Genomic DNA, 11509 nt, shown 5'->3' on the forward strand with positions numbered 1-11509 from the left:
ACGAATAGCGAACATTTATGGTTAACTACTCCCTAATTTTCATGGTTAACGAAACCTGAAGTTTTATGGTTAGCGGATCGTTAACGGAGTTCCCGGCCGGATTGACCGCATCCGGTGCGCAGCTTAAATCGCGGCCATGGCCCTCAGAGAAATCATCATCCTGCCCGACAAGCAGCTGCGTCTGGTCTCCAAGCCGATCGAGAAGGTCACGCCGGAGATCCGCAAGCTTGCCGACGACATGTTCGAAACCATGTACGACGCGCCCGGCATCGGCCTGGCGGCGATCCAGATCGCGCGGCCGCTGCGGCTCATCACCATGGATCTGGCCAAGCCGGACCAGGACGGCGAGACCAAGCCGGAGCCGCGCGTCTTCATCAATCCCGAGATCATCGCCTCCTCCGAGGATCTGTCGGTCTACGAGGAAGGCTGCCTATCGATCCCCGAATATTACGAGGAGGTCGAGCGGCCTGCCAAGGTGCGCGTGCGCTTCACCGATCTCGACGGCAAGGTGCACGAAGAGGACGCCGAAGGCCTCTACGCCACCTGCATCCAGCACGAGATCGACCATCTCAACGGCGTGCTGTTCGTCGACTATCTGTCGAAGCTCAAGCGCGACCGCGTGATCAAGAAGTTCGAGAAGGCCGCCAAGCGGGCGGAGTGAGCGATTAGTAGCCAGGCACTCCACTCTGCTCCCTCCCCCCTTGCGGGGGAGGGCAGGGGAGGGGGTAGACCAGCAAAAGGTGCTCCCGATCTGCGGAGTGCAAACAACAAGGCGCCCGCGCTCAAACCGAGAGAGCGCGTCGTGTGGCACCCCCCTCCCTAGCCCTCCCCCGCAAGGGGGGAGGGAACGTATCGAGTTCTTGTCATGCCCCTCCGTCTGATCTTCATGGGCACGCCCGATTTCTCCGTGCCGACGCTGCTCGAGCTCGTCGCGCATGGTCACGAGATTGCGGCGGTCTATACGCGCGCGCCGAAGCCGGGCGGACGGCGCGGCCTGCAATTGCAGCCGACCCCCGTCGAGGAAGCCGCGCGAAAACTCGGCGTTCCCGTGCTGACGCCGAAGACGTTGAAGACGCCCGAAGCGCTGGAACAGTTCCGCGCCTTTGACGCCGACGCGGCCGTCGTCGTCGCCTACGGCATGATCCTGCCGCAGGTCATCCTCGATGCGCCAAAGCTCGGCTGCTACAATCTGCACGCCTCGCTGCTGCCGCGCTGGCGTGGCGCAGCTCCCATCAACCGCGCGATCATGGCGGGCGATGCCGAGAGCGGTGTCATGGTGATGAAGATGGATGTCGGCCTCGACACCGGCGACGTCGCCATGGCCGAACGGCTGGCGATCACCGACACCATGACCGCAGCCGATTTGCACGACCGTCTGTCCCGGCTTGGCGCCGATCTGATGGTGCGCGCGATGGCTGCGCTCGCCCGCGGCGGACTTCAGCTCCGGAAGCAGAGCGAGGACGGCGTGACCTATGCCGCCAAGATCGACAAGGCCGAGGCGCGGATCGACTGGACGAAGCCGGCGCGCGAGGTGCTGCGCCACATCCACGGCCTGTCGCCGTTCCCCGGCGCCTGGGCCGAGCTGGCCGGGCTGAGCGAAAATGTGCGCGTAAAAATCCTGCGGTGTGAACTCGCGAAGGGTTTTGGCGCGCCGGGAGCGGTGCTCGACGACCAACTGACGATCGCCTGCGGCGAGGGCGCCATACGCGTCCTCGAGCTCCAGCGCGAAGGCAAGGCGCGCATGCAGGCCGTGGACTTCTTGCGCGGTGTGCCTCTGAAGCCGCCGATGCGGCTGGCTTGATGCCCCGCTACAAGCTCACCATCGAATATGACGGCGCGCCGTTTTTCGGCTGGCAGGTGCAGGAGACGCTGCCGTCGGTGCAAGGCGCGCTGGAGGCCGCCGTGAAGGCGATGACCGGCGCGGATCTGCGCGTCCACGGTGCGGGCCGCACCGATGCCGGCGTGCATGCGCGCGGCCAGGTTGCCCATGTCGACATCGAGAAGCAGTTTCCGCCGGGCCGTTTTCGCGACGGGCTGAACGCGCATCTGCGGCCGCATCCGATCGCGGTGCTAGAGGCCGAGATCGTGCCTGATACATTCGAGGCCCGCTTCTCGGCGGTGAAGCGCCACTACCGCTACCGCATCGTTAACACCCGCGCCAATCTCGCGCTCGATATCGGCCACGCCTGGCGCGTGCCGCGCCGGCTCGACGCCGACGCGATGCACGCAGCGGCACAACACCTGCTTGGCAAGCACGATTTCACGACGTTCCGCGACACCGAGTGTCAGGCGAAGTCGCCGGAGAAGACGCTCGACCAGCTCGACGTGATGCGCGACGGCCGCGAGGTCACCGTCGTCACCTCGGCGCGCTCTTTCCTGCACAGCCAGGTGCGCTCGATGGTCGGCTCGCTGATGTGGGTCGGCGAAGGCCGCTGGACCGCGGACGATCTCTCGGCCGCGCTTGCCGCCCGCAACCGCGCCGCCTGCGGCATCGTCGCCCCTCCGGAGGGGCTGTATCTGATGAAGGTGGACTACTGACGCCTGGTCCCTCCCTGCAGGGAGGGAGAAACGAAGCCAGAGCTCAAGTCGTCCTGAACTGGAGCACGCCGTCCTTGGTTTCGGCCGTCAACCGGCCTTCGACGATCATGTAGTTGACGTGGGCGACGAGCTCGCCGGCGGCAAAACCCATCTGGTGCTCGTCCAGCACGTGCTTGTTGAATACGACTGGCACCAGGGCCCGCGAGGTCTGCGGCACCTCGCGGCAGGCTTCCGCGATCAGGCGGCAACGCTCCTCGTGGTGATCGGCGAGCTGCTTGATGCGGGTCTTCAGTCCGTAGAACGGCACGCCGTGGCCCGGCAGCACCAGCACGTCATAGGGCAGCGTCGTGGTGAGGCTGGCGAGCGAGGCCAGATATTCGCCGAGCGAGTTCTGGTCGGGCTCGACCGCCCACACGCTGACGTTCGGCGAGATCTTGCTCAGCACCTGGTCTGCCGAGAGGAACAGCTTGTCGTCGGCGCAATACAGCATCACCTGGTCGAGCGCGTGACCGCCGCCGGTGATCACCTTGAAGCGGCGCGTGCCAATCACGACGTCGTCGCCATGCGAGATGCGGCGATAGGACGGCGGCAGCACCGAGACGCGCTTGAGATAATCCTGGCCCCGGCCGAGCAGTTTTTCGGTGAGCGACTCGTCCATGCCGTGGCGGCGGAAGAACAAGCGCTGCGCCTCCTGCCGTTCCTCTGTGCCGCGGTTCTGGTGATAGACCGATTGCAGATACTCGACCTGCGACATCACCAGCGGGCAGCTGAACCGCTCGACGATCCACCCCGCCAGCCCGACATGATCGGGATGGGAATGGGTCACGATCAGGCGCGTGATGTTGACGCCCTTCAGCGGTCCGTCGAACAGCCTGGTCCAGGCCTCGATTGTCTCTTCATTGCCGAAGCCGGTATCGACGATGGCATAGCCGTCGCCGTCGGCGAGCAGGTAGATGTTCACATGGTTGAGGCGGAACGGCAGCTTCAGCCGCGCCCACAACACGCCCGGCTTCACCTCGACGACCCGCTCCGGGCCGGGATGTTGTTCCCAGGGGTAGCGCAGGGCCTCGGCGAAGGACTGCACAATGTCGCTCTTTGAGTTCATGCTACCGACTTAAACCCACTGGCTGCGGCGCGCCAGCCGAAAAAGGACGCGAGCTGGCCGCCGCATGGCGGTCATGCCGGACGGGTTTTTCCGCAGCCCGGATGGAGCGCAGCGCAACCCGGGCCTTTCTCGCCTGCGGCACTATCTCGGACTGCGCTCCGTCCGGGCCAGGGGACGGCTGCTTACGCGGCCCGCATATTGTTGAGGAACGCGTCGATCTCTCCGCGCAGCATGTCGGCTTCGCGGCGGAGCGCGTCGGAGGCGCCAAGCACTTCGCTCGCCGCTGCGCCGGCTTCCGCCGAGGCGGTGGAGACGCCGACGATGTTGCTGGAAACCTCGCTGGTGCCGCCGGCCGCATGCTGGATGTTGCGGGCGATCTCGCGGGTCGCCGCGCCCTGTTCCTCGACCGCGGCCGCGATCGTGGTGGTGACGTTGTTGATCTCGCCGATGATCCGGCCGATGCCCTGGATGGCACCGACTGCCGAGGTGGTGACCTGCTGCATGCTGGCGATCTGGGCGCGGATTTCCTCCGTTGCCTTGGCGGTCTGGCTCGCCAGGCTCTTCACCTCGGAGGCGACCACCGCGAAGCCACGGCCGGCCTCGCCCGCGCGCGCCGCCTCGATGGTGGCGTTGAGCGCCAGCAGATTGGTCTGCGAGGCGATGGTCTGGATCAGGTCGACCACGACGCTGATGCGGCTGGCGCTGTCAGCGAGGCTCTGCACCGTGGCGTCGGTGGCGCCTGCCTCGTCGACCGCCTTTCTGGCGATCGCGGACGAGGTGACGACCTGCTTGCTGATCTCCTCGATCGAGGACGAGAGCTGCTCGGTGCCGGATGACACGGTCTGCACGTTGACCGACGTTTCCTCCGCGGCGGAAGCGACCGCGTTCACCAGCGCATTGGACTGGTCGGCGGTGTTCGACATGCTCTGTGCGGTCGTCTGCATCGAGTTGGCCGACTGCGCGAGATTGTCCAGCGCGGAGCGCACCGTGCCTTCGAATTCGGCGATCTTCGCCTCCATGCGTGCGGCACGCTCGGCCTTGGCGACGCGGTCCTTGTCCTGCTCGCTCGCGAGCGCGCGGGCCTCGATCATGCTGTCGCGGAACACGGTCAGCGTGTCGGTCATCGCGCCGATCTCGTCATTGTGCCTGGCGCGCGCGATCTCGGTGTCGAGATCGCCGGCCGAGAGTGACTGCATGGCGCGCTGCAGGCCGGTGATCCGGCGCAGGATGTTGCGTCCGACATAGAGCCAGACGAACAGGGCCGAGCCGACCAGCATGAGTGCGCCGAGGGCCAGCATCGCGGTCGTCGCCAGCGCGATCTCCTGCCGCGCCTGGAAGGTCGAAGCGTTGGTCTCCTTCTGCACGCCGTCGACGAGCTGCTGCACGCTGATGCCGAGGCCGACATTGAGCTTGCGGGTCTCGTCCAGGATGGTCTGGCCGTAGTCGATGGCGTCGAGCTCCTTCTGGCGGATCTTGAACACGCCCGTCTTGCCCTCGCCGAATCCGAACAGCTTTTGCACGGCGTCGCGCACCGCCTGCATCGAGGTCATGTTCGGCAGGTCCTCGAGGTTCGACTTGACGCGGTCGCGCGTCGCCTTGAACTCCTTCTCGATCGCCTCCAGCGTGTCGCTGTTGTTTGCCGAAAGCGCCGCCATCATGTCGGCGGCCATCAGATTGCCGTTGGTGGAGATCGTCGCGACCTGAGCGACGGTGCGGGCGGCCTCGGTGGCGTCATCGGCGGAAACTTCGGCTGCGCCGAGGATCGCGTTCAGGCGCGTCTGTGCGTCCAGCATCGCAGGACCGGCCGCGCCGACGAAGGTGAGCTGTGCCTTACGCAGCGCTTCATATTGCTTGTCATGCTGCGCGCCGGTATCGAGCCGCTCGCGCGCGGCCGACACCAGGCTCTGGGTCGCTTCGTCGATGCTCTTTGCGGTGTCGCGCAGCGCGGTCGCGATCTGCTTGTCGGCGCCGAGCTCGATGATCTCGCCGAGCTTAGCCATGGCGAGCTGCTGGATATTCTTTACGCTCTTGGTGCGCTCGTTCAGCGCCTCGTCCGAGGGCGATGCCAGCAGGCCCGGCCCCTGCGCCGCGAGCGTTGCGCTTTGCGATGCGAGTTGAAGGCTCGCGGAGAGGCGCGGAATGTCGCGCCCGCTCAGATCCATCATGGTGCTGCCGAGATGGTTGAACACGAAGCCGGCGCCGGCCGCGATCACGAGGCCCATGCCTGCGATCACCGCGAAGGCCGTGAACAGGCTGCCGCGCACGCCCCATTTCGGCATCTTGAAGCGAGGCCGGAAGCGGCTCACGAAACGGCCAGCACTGATACGGATCGCCATCGAAATTCCCCCACGCTCTTGCTTCTGTGTGGCCGGCAGTATCGGCAGCGCCGGTTAAAAAATCGCAATTGGGGCAATTGCTTGGGTTCGTTCCGCACAGCGAAAAAAGAAGGGCCGGCAAACGCTGCCGGCCCCTCATCACGATAAGGTCTTGATAACCGTTCAGTAGCGCGCGGCGACCGGGCCGGCCCAATTGAAGCGGTAGTTGACGCCCGCCTTGATGGTGTGGTCGTCGGTGGTGAAGTTGCCGGTGCCCGCCAGCGGGCCTGCGGTGAAGTGCGCGTCGCCGAAATTATAGTACTGGTACTCGGCCTTGGCCGACCAGTTCGGGGCGAACATGTACTCGAGGCCGGCACCGACGGTGTAACCGTTGCGGTGATCGCCATCGATGATGAAGCCGGTCGGCACGCCGCCGACCGTCACCTTCTCGTTGTTGTCCGAATAGGCGTAGCCGCCCTTCACGTAGAGCAGGCCAGGACCCCAGGTGTAGCCGACCCGGCCGGTGATCGAGCCGAGGCCGCGCTGGTCGTTGGTGTAGGCGACGCCGCCCGGAAACACCGCGCCGACGCTGCCGGAGAGCCAGGAATACTGGCCTTCGACGCCGACCACGAAGTTCGGGTTGAACTGCCAGTCCGCACCGGCCTGCAGGCCGCCGAGGAAACGGCCATTGCCGTTGTTGCCGGTGGAGAGGCCGCTGAAATTGTTGTCGCTGGAGAACGCGCCACCGACATGCGCACCGAGGTAGAAACCGGTCCAGTTGTAGATCGGCGCGGCATAAGCCGGCGCGGGCGCCTTGTAGTAATTGCGGTTACCGAGATCGGCGCCGACGGCCGGCGCGGCAGCGCCCACCACGAGCAGCGCAACGGTCGCAAACAGAATCTTCTTCATAGTCCAAACTCCAACACTTAGGTCCCCGGCAGGCGCGCTTTCCGCGCCGTCGTTGGTTTTGCAGATAGCTCGCTTTTGACGAAAATGCTGTCACATGCATGGCACAGCGACAGCCAACCTAACTTATTGGGCTGTAAATGATTTTTGTGCTTAATGTCGGCTTAAGAAATGCTGAAGGAAGGCTTAACTTCGTGCCCCGCAGGTAACTTGTGCGCGCCTCTTGTTAACCAAGGCGCCGACGCGCCTCATCGCGCATCTGTTCGCGAAAAGCCGCGCGCTTTGCGGGCCGGTCTTCCTCGCGTACGTCGTGACGATCGAAGATGTCGAACTTCTCCAGGATCGGATAGCGCTCGCTCGCCATCGCGAGCACGCGCAGCACCTTGGTCGCCGACGGCGTCGGGCCGCTCACCTCCCAGCGCCTGATGGTGTCGGCGCCGCCCTTCTCCGGCAATCCGCACAGCCTGGCCATGTCGACCGCGGTGAGCTTGCGCTCGAGGGCGTCGGAGAGGTCGGCGCGGAGTTGCTTCAGTTCGGGGCCGGTCATGCTGCTTGCGTCCAGGGAAGTCACTGAAGGCAATGCACTAGCGCTGATTCGGGTCGATCCGAAGACAGGCGTGATCATGATAGTGTGTCCCCGCCGGTCGAGCGTCAGCGAGGGGAAATGGCATGCCTGTTTTCAAGCTGCCCCTGTCGGGGGATGTCGTCCAGTCGATCTATCCATCGTTTTTCAGTCCTGCCGGCGGCCAGTTCGGCCTCGTCAACATCACGGTCGGGCAATCCTCGGCGCCCGATGTCGAGAAGGACGTGCTGTCGGACGTCGCCGGCTACGGCAAGCAGATCGGGCAAATCGCCGATGCGCTGCTGGCCGTGATCGAGCACCTGGAGGCGAGGCCAGATCAAGCGTTCGCTGACGACAAGGCGATCGCCGCATTCAAGGAACTCATGCATTCGGTCGCGACCGTGAAGGAGCGGCATGGCCGCCATGCCTGCCGGCCGAAGCGGCGGTAAACGCGGTGCGACCATGCTCCGGCACATTTGCGTTCGCACGGAGTTATGATCCTGTGCCCATGGAAATTGCCCGAGGAATGAGCACATGGCACGGGGGGCCGCTAGCAACCGAGGGATCAACCATGACAAGCCTCAAATTCGCCATTGCCGCGCTCATGACGGCCGGGCTGCTCGCCGCGCCGTTTGCGGCTGAAGCGAAGAAGGCCCGATCGAGCCGACATCACAGCACGAGCGTCGTGGCTCCGACCTATCGCGGCGCCGGCGCGCCGGCGGTGCGGCCGGGGGCGTCCTACGGGGCGTCCGGACAGACGGTCGGCACGGTCACAGCGCCGTCGGTCGGAACGTACAATTGGCCGTCGGTCGGCGTGACCAATTCGGTCCCGACCTGGAGCAACACCACGAGATAGAGAACACCTCTGGTGCGAGCCGATGCCGGTCAGCGCGGGCCGGTCGCGAGACCGGAGAGCAAATAGAGCGCGACCAGCAATGTCGCGACCGACAGCATCGTCGTGACCGAGACCGTAGCCGCAACCAGTTTCTCCTCGACCTTGTGCTCGTGTGCGAGCACGTAGACGGTCTTGGCCGTAGGCACCGCCGCGCACACGACCGCGGCGACCGTGTAGAGAGGGCTGAGGGCCAGGACCACACAGAGGCCGTAGACGATCGTTGGCATGATCACCAGTTTCACCGCCGCGAGCGCGAACGATGCCTTCAGGCTCGACCGCAGGCCCTCCAGGGACAGGCCTAGTCCGATCGCAAACAGCGCGCAGGGCGTGAGCGCCGCGGCAATCATGTTCAGGTAGGCCGCGACCGGTGCCGGAATCGCCAAGCCCGTGATCGCCCAAGCGAGACCAATCAGCGTCGACAGGACCATCGGATTGAGCAGGATCTGCTTCACCAGTCCGGCGGAGGACGCGGATGTCCCCCGCGCATCGCGCCTTTCCATCAGGATGACTGTGATCGGAAACATCACTGCCGCCACGAACACCGTCGCGACCGCCGCAGGCAGGACCGCAGGCTGGCCGTAGATCGCATGCAGGATCGGCAGTGCGACGAACCCGGTATTGGTCATTGCCGCCGCCATGCCATGGATGGTGCTGCTGGCGAGATCGTGGTTGCCGCCGGCGCGGACGGTCACGAAGACGAGCGCGAAGCAGATCAGGGAGCCGCCGCCGAAGGCGAGCAGGAAACGCCATTCCAGCAGATGGCGTGCCGGCTCCTGCGCGATCGTGACGATCAGCAGCGCCGGCATCGCCACGTTGTAGGCAAAATGCACCAGGGCATCGGCAAGCGAGCGGGAGAGATAGCCGAGCTCGCCGGCGAGCCACCCGGTGACGATGATCGCGAACACGGGAAGAACGAGGCTGGCGACCTCCATCCGGCATCCCCCTTAGCCAGTCAGCTCGATGCCATCCTAGCTGGGAGATGCGCCGTCGTCACGGTTCAACCGGATCGCAGCCTATGACTTCAGGCGCCCCTGCGGGCCTGTTGGCCGATCACGCAGCGCCATCCGGCGAGGCGCTCGGCCGGATGCTGGTTCATCCATTCGGCGAGCTGCGGCGCACCCATCAGGCACGATTGCATCGAAACGTCGGCGAAGTCGGACGTGGTGACGGTTAGCTCATGACAGTTCGCCGGAGAGGCGAGATTGCAGAGCACGGCGATGATCTTGATCACGCGAGGTTGCCTCCGTCGCCGCGACGCGCGGTAGCTCCGCCCGACTGCTCGCTCGCCGGATCAGCAGGCGGGAAGATGCTGTCGTAGATCGCGCGCGCTTCTCGAATGAGGCGCTCTCGCTCGCGCTCGGATTTCGAGACAAACAGAATGACTTCGCCCATATTCGCTCCAAACGTTGAACGGCACCATTAGATGATGAATGTCATGCCAAGCATGTAGGATGCCGCTCGCGGCTTTGAAGCCGGAGCAGCGCTGTTGAAGCAATAACAAGCGCGTGACCGCCCCGTTCCTGCGGAAAATCGGCCGAATATCGGGTGCCCGGTAGAACCGGTTACCTCACGCTGCCGGCGCCCGTTCCTTCCGCCCGGGCACGGCCGCCAGCAATTCGCGGGTGTAGGGGTGCTCCGGAGATGCGAACAGCTGTGCGGTCGGCTTCAGCTCGACGATGGCGCCGCGCTGCATCACCGCGATGCGGTCGCAGATCTGGGCGGCGACACGCAGATCGTGGGTGATGAAGAGCATCGAGAGTCCGAGGCGCGCCTTGAGGTCTTCGAGCAGTTTCAGCACTTGCGCCTGCACGGATACGTCGAGCGCGGAGACGGCTTCGTCCGCGACGATGATCTCGGGCTCGAGTGCAAGTGCGCGCGCAATGCCGATACGCTGGCGCTGGCCGCCGGAGAATTCATGCGGATAGCGCTCGAGCGCGCCCGCGTCCAGGCCGACCATCTTCAGGAGATCGCGTGCGCGGTCGAACGCCACCTTCTGACCGGTGCCGGCGGCGATCGGGCCGTCGGCAATGATGTGGCCAACCTTGCGGCGCGGATTGAGCGAGGCAAACGGGTCCTGAAAGATCATCTGGATACGATGGCGCTCCGCACGCAGCGCCTTGCCCGAGAGCGAGGTAAGATCGGTCTCGCCGATCCGCACCGTGCCGCGATCGGCCTCGATCAGCCGCATCACCAGGCGCGCTACCGACGATTTGCCCGAGCCGGATTCGCCGACGAGGCCAAGCGTCTCGCCCTTGAGGATGTTGAAGTTGACCTGGCGCGCCGCATCGACGCGGCGGTCCTCGCGAAACCAGCCGCCCGAGGTGACGTAGGTCTTGTCCAGCCCGATCACCTCGACGGCCCTGGCTTGATCGTCGAGCGGCTGGCGTGCCGGCGGATCCATCGTCGGCACGGCGGCGAGCAACGCCTTGGTGTAGTCGTGCTGCGGCTCGTTGAAGACGGTCGCGGCGGGGCCTTCTTCCACGACCTTGCCATGCCTGAGCACCACGACCTGGTCGGCGATGTCGGCGACCACGCCGAAATCATGGGTGATGAACATCACCGCCATGTTGCGGTTGCGCTGGAGGTTGCGGATCAATTTGAGGATCTGCGCCTGCGTGGTGACGTCGAGCGCGGTCGTCGGCTCGTCCGCGACCAGCACCGCCGGTTCGAGCGCCAGCGCCATGGCGATCATGGCGCGCTGGCGCTGGCCGCCGGAGAGCTGATGCGGATAGGCGCGCACGATGCGCTCGGGGTCGGGAAGGCCGACCTCGCGCGCCAGCGAGAGCGCTCTTGCGCGCCGCTCCGCAGGCGTCAGCAGGCCGTGGGCCTCGAACATCTCCGCCATCTGGTCGCCGATCCGCATCAGGGGATTGAGCGCGGTCATCGGCTCCTGAAAGATCATGGCGAGCCTGCGGCCCCGCAGATCGCGCCAGCCGTCGTCATTGAGCTTGAGCAGGTCGCGGCCTTCGAACTGGATCTCGCCGGAGGCGACGTCGACCGTGTCCGGCAGGAGACCCATCAGCGCATGCGCACACATGGATTTGCCGGAGCCGGATTCGCCGACGACGCAGACGATCTTGCCGGGCCGCAAATCGAGCGAGATGCCGTCGACGGCGAAGTCTCGCTCGGCGCCCTTGGGCAGCGCGATGCGCAGGTTCTTGATGGAGACGGCGGGCGGGGCGGTCATC

Annotated in this window: 13 protein-coding genes; 5 read left to right on the forward strand and 8 right to left on the reverse strand. The window is 65.3% G+C overall.

Going from position 1 to position 11509, the window contains the following annotated elements; genetic code table 11:
* The first annotated feature begins 136 nt into the window (after nucleotides 1–136).
* The 3 genes from def to truA all read left to right on the forward strand — a co-directional run bounded on the left by def (nucleotide 137) and on the right by truA (nucleotide 2538).
* Nucleotides 137–661, forward strand: coding sequence for a peptide deformylase (gene def / locus OC450_RS15230; protein WP_211381902.1), 525 nt, complete (start codon nucleotides 137–139; stop codon nucleotides 659–661).
* Between the two features lie 204 nt (nucleotides 662–865).
* Nucleotides 866–1801, forward strand: coding sequence for a methionyl-tRNA formyltransferase (gene fmt / locus OC450_RS15235; RefSeq protein WP_211381903.1), 936 nt, complete (start codon nucleotides 866–868; stop codon nucleotides 1799–1801).
* The gene (gene truA / locus OC450_RS15240; RefSeq protein ID WP_211381904.1) at nucleotides 1801–2538 is read left to right on the forward strand and encodes a tRNA pseudouridine(38-40) synthase TruA; all 738 of its coding nucleotides are present in this window, start codon (nucleotides 1801–1803) and stop codon (nucleotides 2536–2538) included. Before fmt ends, truA begins: the two co-directional genes overlap by 1 nt.
* Nucleotides 2539–2581: 43 nt before the next feature.
* Here the strand turns inward: truA and OC450_RS15245 are convergent, their stop codons facing one another.
* From OC450_RS15245 to OC450_RS15260, 4 genes are all read right to left on the reverse strand, one after another.
* Nucleotides 2582–3643, reverse strand: coding sequence for an MBL fold metallo-hydrolase (locus OC450_RS15245; protein ID WP_262048216.1), 1062 nt, complete (start codon nucleotides 3641–3643; stop codon nucleotides 2582–2584).
* A 182-nt stretch (nucleotides 3644–3825) separates the two neighbouring features.
* Complete coding sequence (locus tag OC450_RS15250; protein WP_262048217.1) at nucleotides 3826–5979, reverse strand: methyl-accepting chemotaxis protein; 2154 nt, start codon at nucleotides 5977–5979, stop codon at nucleotides 3826–3828.
* A 162-nt stretch (nucleotides 5980–6141) separates the two neighbouring features.
* Nucleotides 6142–6867 (reverse strand): outer membrane protein, encoded by a 726-nt coding sequence (locus OC450_RS15255; RefSeq protein ID WP_211381907.1) that lies wholly within the window; start codon nucleotides 6865–6867, stop codon nucleotides 6142–6144.
* Between the two features lie 223 nt (nucleotides 6868–7090).
* Entirely contained in the window at nucleotides 7091–7411 is a 321-nt protein-coding gene (locus OC450_RS15260) for a hypothetical protein (RefSeq protein WP_211381908.1), read from the reverse strand.
* 122 nt (nucleotides 7412–7533) lie between these two features.
* On the opposite strand from OC450_RS15260, the gene OC450_RS15265 reads away from it, so the two are divergent.
* Nucleotides 7534–7875, forward strand: coding sequence for a hypothetical protein (locus OC450_RS15265; RefSeq protein ID WP_262048218.1), 342 nt, complete (start codon nucleotides 7534–7536; stop codon nucleotides 7873–7875).
* A gap of 122 nt (nucleotides 7876–7997) precedes the next feature.
* A complete protein-coding gene (locus tag OC450_RS15270; RefSeq protein WP_262048219.1) occupies nucleotides 7998–8282 on the forward strand; it encodes a hypothetical protein in 285 nt (94 codons plus the stop codon).
* A gap of 29 nt (nucleotides 8283–8311) precedes the next feature.
* On the opposite strand, the gene OC450_RS15275 is transcribed toward OC450_RS15270, so the two are convergent.
* The 4 genes from OC450_RS15275 to OC450_RS15290 form a co-directional block, all read right to left on the reverse strand.
* Nucleotides 8312–9253, reverse strand: coding sequence for an AEC family transporter (locus OC450_RS15275; protein WP_262048220.1), 942 nt, complete (start codon nucleotides 9251–9253; stop codon nucleotides 8312–8314).
* Nucleotides 9254–9342: 89 nt separating this feature from the next.
* Complete coding sequence (locus OC450_RS15280) at nucleotides 9343–9552, reverse strand: hypothetical protein (protein ID WP_211381912.1); 210 nt, start codon at nucleotides 9550–9552, stop codon at nucleotides 9343–9345.
* The gene (locus OC450_RS15285) at nucleotides 9549–9713 is read right to left on the reverse strand and encodes a hypothetical protein (RefSeq protein ID WP_262048221.1); all 165 of its coding nucleotides are present in this window, start codon (nucleotides 9711–9713) and stop codon (nucleotides 9549–9551) included. Before OC450_RS15285 ends, OC450_RS15280 begins: the two co-directional genes overlap by 4 nt.
* Before the next feature lie 175 nt (nucleotides 9714–9888).
* Nucleotides 9889–11508, reverse strand: coding sequence for an ABC transporter ATP-binding protein (locus OC450_RS15290; RefSeq protein ID WP_262048222.1), 1620 nt, complete (start codon nucleotides 11506–11508; stop codon nucleotides 9889–9891).
* Between the last annotated feature and the right edge of the window lies 1 nt (nucleotide 11509).

The organism is Bradyrhizobium sp. Bra78 (assembly GCF_024519855.1).
Taxonomy (GTDB): domain Bacteria; phylum Pseudomonadota; class Alphaproteobacteria; order Rhizobiales; family Xanthobacteraceae; genus Bradyrhizobium; species Bradyrhizobium japonicum_G.

Bases quoted from the DNA above. Each gene is read 5' to 3' on its own strand.
- def (WP_211381902.1), top strand. From the start codon at position 137: ATGGCCCTCAGAGAAATCATCATCCTGCCCGACAAGCAGCTGCGTCTG.
- fmt (WP_211381903.1), top strand. From the start codon at position 866: ATGCCCCTCCGTCTGATCTTCATGGGCACGCCCGATTTCTCCGTGCCG.
- truA (WP_211381904.1), top strand. From the start codon at position 1,801: ATGCCCCGCTACAAGCTCACCATCGAATATGACGGCGCGCCGTTTTTC.
- OC450_RS15245 (WP_262048216.1), bottom strand. From the start codon at position 3,643: ATGAACTCAAAGAGCGACATTGTGCAGTCCTTCGCCGAGGCCCTGCGC.
- OC450_RS15250 (WP_262048217.1), bottom strand. From the start codon at position 5,979: ATGGCGATCCGTATCAGTGCTGGCCGTTTCGTGAGCCGCTTCCGGCCT.
- OC450_RS15255 (WP_211381907.1), bottom strand. From the start codon at position 6,867: ATGAAGAAGATTCTGTTTGCGACCGTTGCGCTGCTCGTGGTGGGCGCT.
- OC450_RS15260 (WP_211381908.1), bottom strand. From the start codon at position 7,411: ATGACCGGCCCCGAACTGAAGCAACTCCGCGCCGACCTCTCCGACGCC.
- OC450_RS15265 (WP_262048218.1), top strand. From the start codon at position 7,534: ATGCCTGTTTTCAAGCTGCCCCTGTCGGGGGATGTCGTCCAGTCGATC.
- OC450_RS15270 (WP_262048219.1), top strand. From the start codon at position 7,998: ATGACAAGCCTCAAATTCGCCATTGCCGCGCTCATGACGGCCGGGCTG.
- OC450_RS15275 (WP_262048220.1), bottom strand. From the start codon at position 9,253: ATGGAGGTCGCCAGCCTCGTTCTTCCCGTGTTCGCGATCATCGTCACC.
- OC450_RS15285 (WP_262048221.1), bottom strand. From the start codon at position 9,713: ATGGGCGAAGTCATTCTGTTTGTCTCGAAATCCGAGCGCGAGCGAGAG.
- OC450_RS15290 (WP_262048222.1), bottom strand. From the start codon at position 11,508: ATGACCGCCCCGCCCGCCGTCTCCATCAAGAACCTGCGCATCGCGCTG.